We start from the raw sequence: 15,445 nt of genomic DNA, 5'->3' as shown, positions 1-15,445 counted from the left end.
ATGACTGCGCTCTGAATATACGGCGGTGTTTCCCGGGTAGGGTCGCCCCGGAAACCGCCGAATCTCATGTTCAGTGTCCGGTGTCCGTCACCACTGTCGCGAATGCTCCGCGGAAGAGGCGCGCCCATGGAACACATAGCCGATGCCGTGCCGGCGACCCCGGTCCCCGCCGGCCCCGTCCCCCTCCCTCCGATGCCCGGCACCACGGAAATCCTCCGCGCCGTGCTCGCCCTGTCCCCCTCCACCGCCGAGGCCCCGCCGATGGCACCTCCCCGGGCCGGTGAGCGGATCTCATGACACCGCGCCAGGCCATCGGGCCCCCGGAGCCGGGCATGGACACCATCCCCGGCGCTCTGCGGGCGCGCAGCGAGCGGCAGCCCGACCGGACCGCCTATGTCTTCCTCCGCGACGGCGAGGAGCCCGGGGAGCGGCTCACCTACCGGCAGCTCGACGACGCGGCGCGCGCCCGGGCCGCCGCCTTCGAGCGGACCGGTCTGGCCGGCCGCACCGCGGTTCTGCTCCACCCCTCCGGGCCGGAGTTCATCCGCACCCTCCTCGGCTGCATGTACGCGGAGGTGGCCGGCGCCCCCGTCCAGGTTCCCCGCAGCCGGCAGGCCGTCGAGACCGTGCGCCGCATCGCCGATGACGCCGGGACGACCACCGTGCTCACCACCGCCGAGGTGGCGAAGGACCTCAGGGAGCGGTTCGACGGGCTGCCCGCGCTCGCCGGACTGACCCTGGTCGACACCGAGTCACTGGCCCTCTCGGCGCCGCCCGGCGAGCGCCCCCCGAGGAGCGCCCGCGAACCGCGCCCCGACTCCATCGCCCTGCTCCAGTACACCTCCGGCTCCACCGGCGACCCCAAGGGCGTCATGGTCACCCACGCCAACTTCCACGGCAATGTGGTGGAGACCGAGGAGCTCTGGCCCTGCGGCCGGGACGGCACCTTCGTCTCCTGGCTGCCCCTCTTCCACGACATGGGGATGCTCTTCGGCGTGCTGCTCCCCCTCTGGACGGGCGCGCCGTCCTATCTCATGGCCCCCGACGCGTTCATCCGCAGGCCCGCCCGCTGGCTGGAGGCCATCTCCCGGTTCCGGGGCACTCACGCGGCGGCCCCCAGCTTCGCGTACGAACTCTGTGTGCGCGCCGCCCGGGAAGGGCGCACCTCCCAGGTGCGCGACCTCTCCGCCTGGCGGGTCGCCGGCAACGGCGCCGAGCCCATCCGCTGGCGCACCCTCCGCTCCTTCGCCGAGACCTTCGCCTCCCACGGCTTCGACCCGCGCGCCATGGCCCCCGGGTACGGGCTCGCCGAGAACACCCTCAAGGCCACCGGCACGCCCCAGCACCGCGAGCCCACCGTGCTCTTCCTCTCCGCGAGCGCCCTGGGCGGGAACCGGGTCCTGCCGGTGTCCGGGGCCGAAAAGGGTGCGACGCCTGTGGTCAGCAGCGGTGTACCCGTCCTCGGCACCGAGGTGCGCATCGTCGACCCGGTCACCCGGGAGCCCGCCCCGGCGGACACCGTCGGCGAGATCTGGATCAGCGGGCCGTGCGTCGCCGCCGGCTACCTGGGCAGACCCGAGCTGAGCGAGGCCACGTTCCGCGCCCGGCTGCGCGGGAGCACCGCACCGCACCCCTCGTCCACGGACGCGCCGGGCACCCATCTGCGCACCGGGGACCTCGGCTTCCTCCGGGACGGCGAGCTGTATGTCACCGGCCGCCTCAAGGACGTCATCATCCGGCGGGGGCGCAACCACTACCCGCAGGACATCGAACTCTCCGCGGAGACCGCCGTGGCCGGGCTCCGCCCCAACTGCGCCGCCGCCTTCTCCGTCGACGACGGCACCGGGGAGCGGCTCGTGGTGGTCGTCGAGGCGGACGGCAGGGTGCTGAGAGAACCGGGGGAGCGGCTGCTCCGCGAACGGGTCCACGACGCGATCCGCGCGGACCACCGGCTGGTGCCGGACGACATCCTGATCGTCCGGCGCGGCACCCTGGCGCGCACCTCCAGCGGCAAGGTGCGGCGCCGGGAGTGTGTCCGGCGGTACGCCGACGGCGCGCTGCGCTCCGCCGCCGTGCCCCCGTCCGGCCCGGCCGCCGATTCCGTACGGGTGTCACGGTGACGCCGCCGGACCCCGATCCGCCGCCGGAGCCCCGGGACTCCGGGGAGAGCGGCGGCGGTACGACACGGGAGCGCATCGCCGAACTCGCCCGGCGCAGGAGCCTGCTCGCCGGTCCGTACGACCCGCGCGCCGTCGAGCGGCAGCACGCCAAGGGCAAGCTGACCGCGCGCGAACGGGTCGACGCCCTGCTCGACCCGGGTTCCTTCGTCGAACTGGACGCGCTCGCCCGGCACCGCGGCCACCATCTCGGCGGGGAGCGGGAACGGCCCTTCGGCGACGGTGTGATCACCGGCCACGGCACCATCGACGGCCGCCGGGTCTGTCTCTTCGCCCAGGACTTCACCGTCTTCGGCGGCGCCCTGGGGGAGGTCTTCGGCGAGAAGATCGTGAAGGTGATGGACTTCGCCATCCGCACCGGCACCCCGGTCATCGGCATCAACGACTCCGGCGGCGCGCGCATCCAGGAAGGCGTGGTCTCCCTCGCCCTCTACTCCGCACTGGGCAAGCGGCATGTGGACGCGTCGGGAGTGGTGCCGCAGATCTCCCTGATGACCGGCCCCTGCGCGGGCGGCGCCGTCTACGCCCCCGCGCTCACGGACTTCGTCGTCATGGTCGACGGCATCTCCCACATGTTCGTCACCGGGCCCGAGGTGCTGCGCACCGTCACCGGTCAGGTCGTCGACCGGGAGACCCTGGGCGGGGCCCGCAGCCACAACACCGTCTCCGGTGACGCCCACTGGCTGGCCGCCGACGAGAAGGAGGCCTTCGCCTATGTGCGGCAGCTCCTGGGCTATCTGCCCTCCAACAACATGGAGGACCCGCCCGTCCGTCCCGCCCCCGGCGTGCCGGAGGAGTTCGGCGCGGCGGATCTCGCCCTGGACCGGCTGATCCCCGATGACCGCGGCCATCCCTACGACATGCTCGACGTGGTGCACACCGTCCTGGACGACGGCGAACTGCTGGAGGTGCAGCCCCTGTTCGCCCGCAATATGATCTGCGGGTTCGGCCGGGTCGAGGGCCGGAGCGTGGGGGTCGTCGCCAACCAGCCGGCCTTCATGGCGGGGGCGCTCGACATCGACGCCAGTGAGAAGGCGGCGCGCTTCATCAGAACCTGCGACGCCTTCCACGTGCCCGTGCTGACCTTCGTCGACGTACCGGGATTCATCCCCTCGCTCGACCAGGAGCGGGCCGGGATCATCCGCCGGGGCGCCAAACTCTTCTACGCCTACGCGGAGGCGACCGTTCCCATGATCACCGTCGTCACCAGAAAGGCCTACGGCGGCGGGTACGGCGTGATGGGCTCCAAGCACCAAGGGGTCGATGTGAACCTCGCCTGGCCGACGGCCGAGATCGCGGTGATGGGCGGTGAGAGCGCCGTGGGCGTACTGCACCGGCGGGCGCTGGAGCAGGCGGCCGATCCGGCGGCCGAACGGGAGCGGCTGCGCGCCGCGTACGACCGGGCGCTCTGCAATCCGTACATGGCGGCGGAGCGCGGCTACGTCGACATGGTCATCATGCCCCACGAGACCCGGCGGCAGACGGCGGTGGCCCTGCGGGCGCTGAGCGACAAACGCGTCACCCGCCCCCCGCGCAAGCACGGGAACATTCCGCTGTGAGCCGGGACCGCGAGCCGCGCGTCCGGATTCTGCGCGGCGCGCCGACCGATGAGGAACTCGCCGCCGTGCTGGTGGCGCTGCGGGCGCTCAGCGCCGCGAGCGCCCTGCGCGCCCGGTGGAGCGAGGCCGCCCCCGGCTCGGCGGACCCGCGGCGCGGGGGCGGGCGCGCCCACTGGATTCGCCACCAGCCCGGCCGTCGCGGCCCGGGCGCCTGGCGCTGGAGCGGCTGGCACTGACGCGCCCGCCGGGGGGCCCGGGTGGCCCGGGGGACATGGGGGCCGCCCTCCCCTCCCGCCCCCGGGTGGGCTGGGCCGTCCCGGCCCCTGTCCCGGGGTGGACTGTCACGGTGGCGGGTGCTGTCGCCGTGCGGGTCGCACCACCCCGGCCCCTGTCCGGGGCCGGGTTGTCACGGTGCCGGCTGCGGCCGCCGGATGGGCTGCCGCTGTGCTCGCCCCTGCCGCCGCGCGGGTCGCACACCCCGGCTCCCGTCCCGGGCCGGTCGTCACGGTGCCGACTGCTGCCCCCCGGCCGTGCTGTCGCCGTCCCGGTCCCTGTCCCGGGTGGGTCGCACGGCCCGGGGCCGGGTCGTCACGGTCCCGGCTGCCGCCGCTCCCGGCCGGGCTGTCGGCGCCGAGCCGGGTGCCACCGCCGGGTGCCACCCCCGGGCGCTGCCCCCGGCCGGGACCACCCCCCGGCCCCTCACCCTCTCGGGCGTTCCGCCACCATCAGGACGTACCCCACCTCCGGCAGCTCCCCGGCCCGGGTGAAGGAGTCCGCCGACGCCAGGAACTCGATGTCCGCGCTCTCCTCGGCCGTGGCCCCCGCCCGGCCCAGGAACTCGGGGATCTCACGGTAGGAACGGCGCACCCGCTCCCCGATGTCGAGGAACTCGACCACGTCGAGACCGGCCCGCCGCACCGAACCCCAGTGCTCGTCGGGACTCGCGAGCGAGGGTGCCTGGAACACCTCGCACATGCCGTCGACCAGTTCCCCGGCCGCCCCGGTCACGGGCCGGCGCAGCATGAAGTCCGAGATCACGACCCGGCCACCCGGGCGCAGGGTCCGGCCGATCTCGATGAGCGCCTCCGCGCGGTCGGACATATGGGTGAGCGACTCGATCGCCCAGGCGGTGTCGAAGGACTCGTCGTCGAACGGCAGGGCCATGGCGTCCGCGAACCGGAAGGCGACCCGGTCGCCGAGGCCCGAGCGCTCCGCCCTGGCCCGGGCGAGCCCGATCTCCCGGTGGCTGATGGAGACCCCGGTGACCCGCGCCCCGGACGCGGCGGCCAGCCGCAGAGCGGGCCTCCCGGTGCCACAGCCCACATCCAGCAGCCGCCGCCCCGGCCCGGCGGCCACCCGCTCCGCGACCAGATCGGTCAGCCGGTCCGTCGCCTCCAGGAACGAACTGCCGTCGGAGTCGTTCTCCCAGTAGCCGAAGTGGATGTTCCCGTCGGCGGCCCCGTCCACCAGATCGGTGTTCCGGTCGTACAGTCCGCCGACACCCGCCGCGGGCGGGACGGCCTCCTGGCCCGTGTGCTCGTCGGTGTTCGCGTTCATGGGGGCTCCCTGCTGGGTGGACGGCCGGACGAGGCAAAGACCTATCAGAGGAGGAATAACCGCCCTCTCTCCCGCTCCGAATGACCGGTAACCGCACGGGAATTACCCGGCAATCCCGGTCCGTTCCCCTGTCCCGACCCCTGCCCCGGCCACCGCATTCCACCCCATCGGCCGAATACCGCGCTCTTGTCGGAAGAGCGGAGCGAGGAGCAGCATGAGGTGACCTCGCGCCCCGCCGTCCCCGGTCCGGCGCGCCCATTTCCCGGATACCGGAACCGCCCCGAAGAGCCGCCCTGTGGACTGGAGCGCATCATGGCCGAAGGAAGAAAACCACCCGTGACCGTCCTGGGTCTGGGCCTCATGGGAACGGCCCTCGCCGGGGCGTTCCTCGGCGCCGGGCACCCCACGACCGTCTGGAACCGCAGCCCAGCGAAGGCCGCGCCACTGGTCGCCCTGGGCGCGGTCCACCAGCCGGAGGCGGCGCGGGCCGTCGCCGCGAGCCCCCTGGTCGTCGCCTGCCTCACCACCTACGAGGCCACGCGCGAAACCCTGGAGCCCGCCGCCGGAGAGCTGGCCGGACGCACCCTGGTCACCCTCAACAGCGGGACCCCGCCCGCCGCCCGCGCGATGGCCGCCTGGGCGGCCGGACACGGCGCCCGCTTCCTCGACGGATCGGTCATGAGCGTGCCCGACGCGGTGGGCCGGCCCGACACCCTTCTCCACTACAGCGGTGACCGCGCCGTCTTCGACGAGCACGCGGGCGCGCTCGCCGCGCTCGGCGGCGACACCGTCCACCTCGGCGCGGAGGTGGACCTCGCGTCCCTGTACGACTCGGCGCTGGCCGGGGCGCTGCTGCCGACGCTGCTCGGCTTCTTCCAGGGAGCCGTCCTCATCACGGCACGCGGACTGCCGGCCGGCTCACTGGTCCCGTACAGCGTGAAGTGGCTGGAGAAGATCGGCACGATCCTGCCGGCCCTGGCCGCGGAGATCGACTCGGGGGACTACGCGGAACCCGCCTCCTCCGTGGGCATCTTCCACGACGGGATCGAGGCGATGGCCGAGGACCCGGCGATGGGCGAGGAGGCGGACATCGACTTCTCCTGGCTCGCCCCGATCGCCGCGCTGCTGCGGCGCGCGGTCGCCGAGGGCCACCGCGAGCACAGCATCTCCGTCCTGACGGAACTGCTCAGAACACCCCCTCCGTCCGCACCGGAACGGGCACCGAGCCCGGCGGGCCCCTGACCACACCGGCCGCCGGCGCGGGCTCCGGCGCGACGGCCGGGGCCACGGGGGCGGCGAGAAGCACGGCGGGAGCAGGGGCGGCCGTCGTGGCGCTCGCCGGGAATCCTGTCATTCCCATCAGGAACCCGTCTGTGCTGAAGGATTACTCCTCGACCACCCCAGGACGCTCTCCGGACAATGCCGTTTTCCTTTCTCCCTGAGGGGTCTGCCGCCTCCTTTCCCGAAATGGTTGTACGGTGCGGCGTAACAACGCGGTGAGGGCTCCGGCTCCGGTGAACCGCCGGCCGGACCCGCCGGGAGAAGGACGGTCGCCATGCCCTCGCTCAACGCCGGTCCGCCGCCGGATGTCCTGGTGATCGGCGCGGGGCTCGCGGGTCTCGCCTGTGCCCGCGATCTCCGCTCCGCCGGGATCGACGCACGGATCGTGGAGGCGTCGGACGGCGTCGGGGGCCGGATGCGCTCCGACCGGTACGAGGGGTTCGTCGTCGACCGGGGCTTCCAGGTCTTCAACACCTCCTACCCCCAGGTGCGCCGCCGCCTGGCCCTGCGCGAACTGAGGCTGCGCCCCTTCACCCCCGGTGTGCTGGTCCACACCGACCACGGCCGGCTCCGCTTCGGCGACCCGACCCGGGGACCCCGGCGGCTCTCCGCGCTGCCCGCGCGCGAGGTCACCGTCCGGGACCTGCTGGCCCTGGGGGTGCTGTCGGCGCGTGACGCGCTCGCTCCCGCGCGGGTGCTGAAGAGGGCCGGGGAGCGCACCACCTGGACCGCGCTCGCCGCGGCCGGCTTCTCCGACGGCTTCGTCGAGACCTTCTTCCGCCCCTTCCTCTCGGGGGTCTTCCTGGAGGACGAACTGGAGACCTCCAGCCGGGTCTTCCACCTCGTGTGGCGGAGCATGCTGCGCGGCACGCTCTGTCTGCCCACCGCCGGGATCGGTGCCGTGCCCGCGCTGCTCGCCGACGCGCTGCCCCCGGGCGCGCTCCACACGGAGACCCCGGTCGAACAGCTCACCGACGGAGGCGCGCTGCTCGGCTCCGGCACCGAGATCGGGGCGCGCGCCGTGGTGGTCGCGACGGGCCCGGCGGGGGTGGCCGCGCTGCTGCCCGGCGTGGAGGTGCCGCCGTACCGTGTCGTCACCACCTACTACCACGCGGCCGGCGCCTCACCGCTGGGCGAACCGACCCTGCTCACCGACGGCCGCCGCCGCTTCCTCAACACCTGCGTCCTCAGCGATGTGGTGCCCGGGTACGCCCCGGCGGGCCGGAGTCTGATCGCGACCTCGGTCCTCGGCACGGACACACCGGGGCGCGAGAGCCGGGTGCGCGAGGCGCTGGCGGAGGCGTACGCCACCGGTACGGAGGGCTGGGAGCCGCTGACCGTGCGCACGGTGCTGGACGCCCTGCCCGCCATGGCGCCGCCGCAGCCGCTGAGCCGGACCACCCGGGTGGGCCCGGGGCGCTATGTCTGCGGCGACCACCGGGCCACCGGCTCGGTCCAGGGCGCGCTGGCGTCCGGAGCGCGCGCGGCCCGCGAGGTCCTGCGCGATCTGGGCCGCTGAATCCGCCGGCCCGGGGCCCCTGGGCCCGGCCGGCGGATGCGGTCCTCCGCATTCCGGTCGAATTTCAGCCGCGCCGGGCGCATCCATGCGGCCGATCCGGCCAGAAGGAGGGATACCGGGCGGGCCGTCCCGGTCATGGACCCGTCCTGACGCGGCCGTGGGGGAGTGCGTGCCCCGCCCCGCCGGGACCGTGCCGGTGACCGCCCCGCCCCGCCCCACCCCGCGACAACGTCCAACCGCAGAACCGCAGAACCGCAGAACCGCAGAACCGCAGAACCGCGCAACCGGGAAACTCTGGAGAACGATGTCCCTCACCCCCCGCCGGGCCCGCTGGCTGGTCCCCGTCCTCCTGCTCCTCGTCTGGCTCGGCATCGGTGGCGCGCTCGGCCCCTACGCCGGAAAGCTCGGCGAGGTCGCCACCAACGACCAGGCCGCCTTTCTGCCGACGAGCGCGGAGTCCACCGAGGTCATCGAGGCCCAGCGGGCGTTCCAGCAGAACGAGACCGCCCCGGTGATCGTCGTCTGGACCGCCGACGGCGGCGGCCCCCTGCCCGAGGGCGCGCGCGGCGCGGCCGAAGCGGCCCGGGGCCCCCTGGCCGCGATACCCGGAGTGGTGGGGAAGGTCTCACCCGTGCTGCCGTCGGCGGACGGCCGCGCCCTTCAGGCGGTGGTCCAGCTCGGCCCGGACCTCGGCGACGAACTGCGGCCCGCGCTCGACCGGATTCGGCAGACCGCCGGGAGCGTCCCCGGCACCACCGCCGACCTCGCCGGACCCGCCGCGAGCCGGGCGGACCTCTCCGACGCCTTCGCCGGGATCGACGGCCTGCTGCTCGGGGTCGCCCTCGCCGCCGTGCTGGTGATTCTGCTGCTCGTCCACCGCAGCGTGCTGCTGCCGCTCGTCATCATCGTCGGGGCGGTCCTCGCGCTCGCGCTGGCCTGCGCCGTCGTCTACGCGCTCGCCGACCGGGGTGTGGTGCGGGTCGACGGCCAGGTCCAGGGCATCCTGTCGATCCTGGTCATCGGCGCCGCCACCGACTACGCGCTGCTGCTGACGGCCCGCTACCGGGAGGAGCTGCCGGTGCGGGCGGACCGGTTCGCCGCCGTACGGGCCGCGCTGCGGCACTCCACGGGGGCCATCGTCGCCAGCGCGGCCACCGTCGCGCTCGGACTGCTGGCGCTGCTCCTCAGCGATCTCACCAACAACCGGGCGCTGGGTCCGGTCGGCGCCATCGGTATCGTCTGCGCCGTCCTGAGCACCCTCACCTTCCTCCCCGCCGTTCTGCTGCTGCTGGGCCCGGCCGCCCACTGGCCCGCGAAGCCCCCTTCGGCCAGGAACGTGACCCCCGACGCCGACGGCGGGCTGTGGCACCGGGTGGCCGGGCTGATCGACCGGGCACCCCGCCGGGTCTGGGCCGCCACTCTCGCCGGGCTGCTGGTCTGCGCGGCCTTCGCGCCCGCGCTCACCTCCCGGGGCGTGCCACTGGACGAGATCTTCGTCCAGGACGCGCCCTCCGTCTCCGCCCAGCGGGTGCTGGCCCAGCACTATCCCGGCGGCTCGGGAAGCCCCGCCGTGGTCATCGCCGACGCCGACCGGGCCGGGCGGGTGACGGCCGCGGCTCGGGGAACCGACGGTGTGGCCGGCGCGGCGCCCGTCACCGACCGGGGCGGCCCCGGCCGCGGCGCGCCGCGTGTCGTCGACGGGCGGGTGCGGATCGATGTGACGCTGAAGGACGCGCCCGACAGCGACGCCGCCAAGGAGACCGTGGCCCGGCTCCGTACCGCCCTGCACGCCGTGCCCGGAGCGGACGCCCTGGTCGGCGGCTACACGGCGCAGCAGTACGACACCCGGGTCACGGCGGAACGGGACCGCACCCTGATCGTCCCGGTGGTGCTCGCCATCATCCTGGTCATCCTGATCGGCCTGCTCCGCTCGCTGGTGATGCCGCTGCTGCTGGTCGCCACCGTGGCGCTGAACTTCCTCGCCACCCTCGGGGTCTCCGCCCTGGTCTTCGAGGATCTGCTCGGCTTCAGCGGCACCGATCCCTCGGTCCCGCTGTACGGCTTCGTGTTCCTCGTGGCCCTCGGGGTGGACTACAACATCTTCCTGATGTCCCGGGTCCGTGAGGAGTCGCTGCGCCACGGAGTGCGCGAGGGGGTGCTCAGAGGGCTGGTCGCCACCGGCGGGGTGATCACCTCGGCGGGTGTGGTGCTGGCCGCGACCTTCGCCGCGCTCGGCGTCATCCCGCTCGCCTTCCTCGTCCAGATCGCGTTCATCGTCGCCTTCGGGGTCCTGCTCGACACCGTGGTGGTGCGGTCGCTGCTGGTCCCCGCGCTGGTGCGGGACATAGGACGCCTCGCCTGGTGGCCCGGCACACTCAGCCGGCGCCCCGAGCCCCCGGCCGCTCCGGGGCCCCCGCCCGCCCCCGGTTCGGCTCCACCCCGCTGAAGCGGACAGAACCTGTCCTCTTCCTCTGTCACGCTGGGGAGTGCCCGAGAGCGCGTACGACGACCGGAAGGACCCGATCACCGTGACGGCCCCCACCCCAGAGCCGCCGCCGCGTCCACGGGCGGGCCGTGGCACCACCGTGCTCGGCACCCGGCAGCTCAACCGCTCCGCGCTCGCCCGGCAACTGCTGCTCGACCGCTCCGGCATCCCGGCCGTCGACGCCGTGGCCCACCTCGGCGGCATGCAGGCCCAGGAGCCCCAGGAGCCGTTCACCGGGCTCTGGTCGCGGCTGCGCGGCTTCACGCCGGACGCGCTCTCGGATCTGCTGACGGACCGCGAGGTGGTGCGGATGCATCTGATGCGCCGCACCATCCACCTGGTCACCGCCGAGGACGCGCTGGCCTGGCGGGCCCGCCACGACACCATGCTGCGCCAGCGGGTGCTCGGGGTCTACCGGAACGAACTGGACGGGATCGACCTCGGCGAACTCGCGGCGGCCGGCCGGGCGGTCATGGCCGACGGCGAGCCGCGCTCGATGGGCGATCTCGCGCGGGCGCTCACCGACCGCTGGCCGGAGGCGGGGACACGGGCGCTGGGGGAGATGCTGATGGCCGCGCTGCTCCCGGTGGCGCAACTGCCGCCACGCGGCCTCTGGCGCGCCCGGGGCGGAGTGCGCAACGCCCTGCTCTCGTCCTGGCTGGGCCGCGAGATCGCCCCCCTGGACCCCGACCCCGCCGACCCGGTGGGCCAGGCGCTGGTACGGCGGTATCTGGCCGCGTTCGGCCCCGCCGCCACCGCCGATCTGCGCGCCTGGTCCGGACTTGCCGGGCTGCCGGCCGCGGTCCGCGCGATCCGCGGGGAACTGGTCGCCTTCCGGGACGAGAACGGCCGGGAGCTGCTCGACCTCCCCGACGCCCCGCGCCCCGACCCCGACACCCCCGCACCGGTACGGTTCCTGCCCGCGTTCGACAACGCGGTCCTCGGCTACCAGGAGCGCGGCCGGATCATCGACGACGCCCACCGGGGGCTGTCGGTCACCGGCGCCCGTCTCGTCCTGGTCGACGGCCGGACCTCCGCCACCTGGGATGTCGCGGAGGGCACCGTCACCGTCACCCCGCTGCGCCGTCTCTCCCGGGCCGAGCGGGCCGGCGTCGCGGAGGAGGGCGGGGCGCTGGCGCTGTTCCTCTCCGACCACGCGAGCGACCGGGTGCGGATCGACGGGACCCTCCCCTGAGGCCACCGGGGCGGATCAGCCCAGCGGCCCGCCGGCGATGGAGTCCCGGCACGCCGGGCACCGGGCCGAACAGCGGGTGCGCTCCTGGTCGGCGGCCAGCGCGGGAACCACCGACGCCAGGGTCTCGCGCACCGGATGGGCGGCCCAGCGGGCGGCGCCCACGGTCGTCGTACGGGCACGGGGGGCGAGCAGGGGTTCCAGCCGGGGGAACCCCTCCGAGCAGGAACCCACCTCCACCTGGACGGTACGGCCGTCCTCGGCCCTGGCCCAGCGCCGGAACAGCCGCCGCCCGGACTGCTGCTCGGCGAGATGGAGCACGGTCATCCGGTTCAGCCCCACACCGATGAGCAGGCTCCACCCGTTCCCTTCGGCCAGCGCCCGCAGCGGCGCGTACACATCCTCCGCGCTCTGGTCGCGGACGAGCGCCGGCGCGTCCGGGCCGAGGGCGGCGAACGAGTTCAGCGGGTGCCCGCCGCGCCGGACACCGGGGCGGGCGAGCAGCGCGGCCGGGAAGGCGCCGAGCCGGGGGTTGACCAGTCCGCAGCCGGGTGAGTAGACATCGGGCGCGGCCAGGGGCTCGCGCGGCCACGGCCGGGCGTAGTCCAGGCCGTTGCGCGCCGGGCGCATCGACGGCTCCGCCGGGGGCGCCACCCCGAAGTGCGGCTCGGTGAAGGCCGGTACGAGCACGGTGCAGCCACGCCCGACGAGGGCGTCGGCCACGGCGTCCGCGCCGCCGTCGAGCGGCTCTCCGAACGACCGCAGGGCCGCGTGGACCAGGACCGGCAGCCCGCCGAGCCCCAACTCGTCCACGGCCCGCCCGAGCTGTTCCGCGCTGATCGCCACCCGTCCTCCTCCATCGGCTCCGGGCGGTACCGCCGCCCCGGACCGACGGTACGCCCCGGACCGCCCGCCGGGGCAACCCCCCTCCGGCCCGGGGGAGGCCCCGAGGGCCCGGCCCGCCCGGCTCACCGGCCCCGCCCGCCCGGCCGGTGGGCGCGGCCGTCACCCCGCGGCACCGAGGCTCCCGAAGGGCGGGCCGCGCGGCGGAGTCCGGGACTTTCCCGATGGGGCGGACGGCCACCACGGGGGCCTGCTACCAAGGAGACCCGTACCCGCACCGACCGAAAGGCCCCCCATGTCCGACGAGTTGCTCATCCGGAAGATCGGCCACGGCTTCGACCACCTCGACCGGGACGGCGACGGCCGGCTGACCGAACACGACCACGTGCTGATGGGACGGTCGGTCGCCGCCTCCCTGGGGCACGCCGAGGGGTCGGAGGCCGAACTGCGGGTCGTCGCGGCCTATCTGACGATCTGGCGCGAACTGCACCTGCCGCATCTGCCCCCGGGAGCCGAGTCGGTGAGCCGCGCCGAGTTCATCGCGTCCACCCGGAGGCTGGCCGACGACCCGGCGGCGGCCCGGGCGACACTCGGCGCCCTCGCCGAGGCGTTTCTCGCGGTCGCCGACACCGACGGCGACGGAGCGGTGGACGGAGAGGAGTTCTTCGCCTTCCAGCACGGACACTTCCCCGGACTGGCGCGCCAGGACGCGGCCGAGGCGTTCCGCCGTCTCGACCGGGACGGCGACGGCCGGCTGTCCCAGGAGGAGTTCACCGGAGCCATCGTCGAGTTCTGGGCGAGCCGTGACCCGGAGGCCCCGGGCACCTGGTGGACCGGAACCACCGACTTCGCCCCGGGCCCGGAAGCCGCTTGACCCTCCCCCTGTGTGAACCTCTGGACTGGTCGCTCGTCCCGGCCACCTCGACGGAGGGCTCCACATGATCCCGTACCACGGCTCCGGCCCCTACTGCTACACCCACTCGCTCAGGATGGCCGCGGGGGCGGACGAGCTTCCCCCGCCGGCCGTGATCGAGACACTGACCGGCTCGCCCTTCGGGTTCCAGCTCATCGGCGGCACCCTGCCGCTGTTCGACCCCTACAGCTGGGACCCGGGGTACGGCCTCGACCAGGCCATCGACCTCCTGGGCCTGAGCTGCGCGCACACCTCCGGAGGCACACCGGCGCAGGCGTACGCCCGGCTGCGGGACGCCTGTTCCCGGGGCCCGGTGCTGGCCGGACCGGTGGATCTGGGGCTGCTGCTCTACCGGCCGGGCACCCCCGAGCCGGGTTTCGGGGACCACTACGTGGCGGTGCTCGCCGCCGACGACGGAGCCGTACTGCTGCACGACCCGGAGGGCCATCCGTACGCGACACTCTCCGCGCCGGCCTTCCTCGACGCCTGGCGGGCGGAGACGGTCACCTACAGCGACACACCGTATGTGATGCGGTCGGACTTCGTACGGGAGCGGAAGGCGACCCCGGCCGAGGCCCTGCGGCGGTCGCTGCCGGGGGCGGTCGCCTGGCTGTCCGGCCGTACCGACCTCCCCGTACCGCCCGGGACGCTCGGTGGCGCCGAGGGGATCGAGGCCTTCGCCGGTCTGGTGGAGCGGGGGCTGGAGCAGGGCACCCGGGACGTGCAGAGCGGCTTCGCGATCCGGGTGGGCGCGCGCCGGCTCGCCGACGCGTCCGTCTGCCTCTCCCTCCTGGAACTCCCCGGCGCCGCGGCGGCCGCGGCGGAGCTAGCCGTCCGGGTCGGCTCGCTCCAGGAGCCGCTGACCACCGGTGACGACCGTGTTCTGACGGGCCGTCTGCGCGGGCTCGCCCCGGGGTACGAGCGGCTGCGGGAGGCACTCGTGGACGCGACCGGACCCTCCGCCTCCGGCGGGGACGACGACACCTGGACCGACGGCCCGGCGGAGCACCGCGCCGCTCCGAGCCGTGCCCGGGGCCGCACCCCGATGTGATGGCCCGTGATGGCCTCCGGGGCGGGCAGAATGTCGCGGGTCACGCTCTCCGCCGAGGCGCGCGGGGGCCATCGGCCCCGCCCCCACCGGGCGGGACCCCACGGGCCGGCGGCGGGAGCACCGGGCGGTGGCGTCGGCCGGCGACGGCACGCCACCCGTGAGCGAGGACGGTCGGTCATGAGCGGACGCGGGCGGACACTGCCCTACGAGAGCACGGAGGCCGCCTCGGCCTTCGGGCTCGGGCTGCACCATGTGCAACTCACCCTGCCACCGGGCGGGGAGGAGGACTGCCGTCGCTTCTCCGTGGACGTCCTCGGCATGACCGAGATCCGGAAACCCCCGGCGCTGGCCGCGCGCGGTGGTCTGTGGGTGCGCGCGGACGCCCTGGAGCTCCATCTCGGTGTCGAGGAGGGCTTCCGCCCGTCCCGCAAGGGGCACCCGGGCATCCTCGTCGCCGACCTCGACGCCCTGGCCGAGCGGCTGACCGCCGCGGGCACGGCGGTGACATGGGACGACGGCTTCCCCGGCCACCGGCGCTTCTTCGTCGACGACAGCCATGGGAACCGGCTCGAATTCCTCTGCCGCCAGAGCCCCGAGGAGCACGGGCGCGAGGACGACCGGCCGGGGCACGCGCCCTGAATCCCGGCCCCGCCGGCCCGGCGGCGTACCCGCTCCCGGCCCGGCGGCGGCCCCGGAGCGGGTCGGGTGCCGGACCGGGCCGCGCGGACCACGGACGCACGGCCCGCCCGCCGGGGCCCGGCCGCCCGTGCGGACCGCCCGCCCGGACCCCGGTCACCACGCGCTCGCCCCGGCTCCCCGGCGGGCCGGACACCCGGCCGGGCCCCGGCGGCTCCGGGCCTGCCGGCCC

At 74.9% G+C, this 15,445-nt stretch carries 13 protein-coding genes; 11 read left to right on the top strand and 2 right to left on the bottom strand.

The annotated features are described in order from the left end of the window. Nucleotides 1–126: 126 nt before the first annotated feature. The 4 genes from ABT122_RS28810 to ABT122_RS28795 all read left to right on the top strand — a co-directional run bounded on the left by ABT122_RS28810 (nt 127) and on the right by ABT122_RS28795 (nt 3,972). Nucleotides 127–297, top strand: a complete 171-nt coding sequence (locus ABT122_RS28810; RefSeq protein WP_351558250.1) for a hypothetical protein — start codon at nt 127–129, stop codon at nt 295–297. Beyond that, nucleotides 294–2,120: a fatty acyl-AMP ligase gene (locus tag ABT122_RS28805; protein ID WP_351558248.1), complete on the top strand. Its 1,827-nt coding sequence runs from the start codon at nt 294–296 to the stop codon at nt 2,118–2,120. The genes ABT122_RS28810 and ABT122_RS28805 overlap by 4 nt, the downstream gene beginning before the upstream one ends. 74 nt (nt 2,121–2,194) lie before the next feature. Next, a complete protein-coding gene (locus ABT122_RS28800; RefSeq protein WP_351558261.1) occupies nt 2,195–3,736 on the top strand; it encodes an acyl-CoA carboxylase subunit beta in 1,542 nt (513 codons plus the stop codon). After that, the gene (locus ABT122_RS28795) at nt 3,733–3,972 is read left to right on the top strand and encodes an acyl-CoA carboxylase subunit epsilon (protein ID WP_351558246.1); all 240 of its coding nucleotides are present in this window, start codon (nt 3,733–3,735) and stop codon (nt 3,970–3,972) included. The genes ABT122_RS28800 and ABT122_RS28795 overlap by 4 nt, the downstream gene beginning before the upstream one ends. A 463-nt stretch (nt 3,973–4,435) precedes the next feature. Here ABT122_RS28795 and ABT122_RS28790 read toward each other — a convergent pair whose 3' ends face one another. Further along, entirely contained in the window at nt 4,436–5,293 is an 858-nt protein-coding gene (locus ABT122_RS28790) for a class I SAM-dependent methyltransferase (RefSeq protein WP_351558244.1), read from the bottom strand. Between the two features lie 312 nt (nt 5,294–5,605). Here ABT122_RS28790 and ABT122_RS28785 point away from each other — a divergent pair, with 312 nt between their 5' ends. The 4 genes from ABT122_RS28785 to ABT122_RS28770 all read left to right on the top strand — a co-directional run bounded on the left by ABT122_RS28785 (nt 5,606) and on the right by ABT122_RS28770 (nt 11,773). Next, entirely contained in the window at nt 5,606–6,535 is a 930-nt protein-coding gene (locus ABT122_RS28785) for an NAD(P)-dependent oxidoreductase (RefSeq protein WP_351558242.1), read from the top strand. Nucleotides 6,536–6,848: 313 nt separating this feature from the next. Then, nucleotides 6,849–8,093, top strand: a complete 1,245-nt coding sequence (locus ABT122_RS28780; protein WP_351558240.1) for an NAD(P)/FAD-dependent oxidoreductase — start codon at nt 6,849–6,851, stop codon at nt 8,091–8,093. Between the two features lie 304 nt (nt 8,094–8,397). Then, the gene (locus ABT122_RS28775; protein ID WP_351558238.1) at nt 8,398–10,539 is read left to right on the top strand and encodes an MMPL family transporter; all 2,142 of its coding nucleotides are present in this window, start codon (nt 8,398–8,400) and stop codon (nt 10,537–10,539) included. A gap of 139 nt (nt 10,540–10,678) precedes the next feature. After that, nucleotides 10,679–11,773: a winged helix DNA-binding domain-containing protein gene (locus tag ABT122_RS28770; protein ID WP_351558259.1), complete on the top strand. Its 1,095-nt coding sequence runs from the start codon at nt 10,679–10,681 to the stop codon at nt 11,771–11,773. 15 nt (nt 11,774–11,788) lie between these two features. Here the strand turns inward: ABT122_RS28770 and ABT122_RS28765 are convergent, their stop codons facing one another. Beyond that, nucleotides 11,789–12,616: an AAC(3) family N-acetyltransferase gene (locus ABT122_RS28765; protein ID WP_351558236.1), complete on the bottom strand. Its 828-nt coding sequence runs from the start codon at nt 12,614–12,616 to the stop codon at nt 11,789–11,791. Between the two features lie 292 nt (nt 12,617–12,908). Between ABT122_RS28765 and ABT122_RS28760 the strand changes: the two genes are divergently transcribed. The 3 genes from ABT122_RS28760 (at nt 12,909) to ABT122_RS28750 (ending at nt 15,216) form a co-directional block, all read left to right on the top strand. Then, nucleotides 12,909–13,487 (top strand): EF-hand domain-containing protein, encoded by a 579-nt coding sequence (locus ABT122_RS28760; protein ID WP_351558234.1) that lies wholly within the window; start codon nt 12,909–12,911, stop codon nt 13,485–13,487. 64 nt (nt 13,488–13,551) lie between these two features. Then, nucleotides 13,552–14,577, top strand: coding sequence for a YobF C-terminal domain-containing protein (locus ABT122_RS28755; protein WP_351558232.1), 1,026 nt, complete (start codon nt 13,552–13,554; stop codon nt 14,575–14,577). Nucleotides 14,578–14,754: 177 nt separating this feature from the next. Further along, complete coding sequence (locus ABT122_RS28750) at nt 14,755–15,216, top strand: VOC family protein (protein WP_351558230.1); 462 nt, start codon at nt 14,755–14,757, stop codon at nt 15,214–15,216. The last annotated feature ends 229 nt before the right edge of the window (nt 15,217–15,445 follow it).

The sequence above is a fragment of the Streptomyces sp. NPDC001985 genome, from assembly GCF_040296845.1.
Taxonomy (GTDB): Bacteria; Actinomycetota; Actinomycetes; order Streptomycetales; family Streptomycetaceae; genus Streptomyces.
The sequence above is the reverse complement of the archived record's forward strand: the minus strand, read 5'-3'. Positions and strand labels throughout refer to the sequence as shown.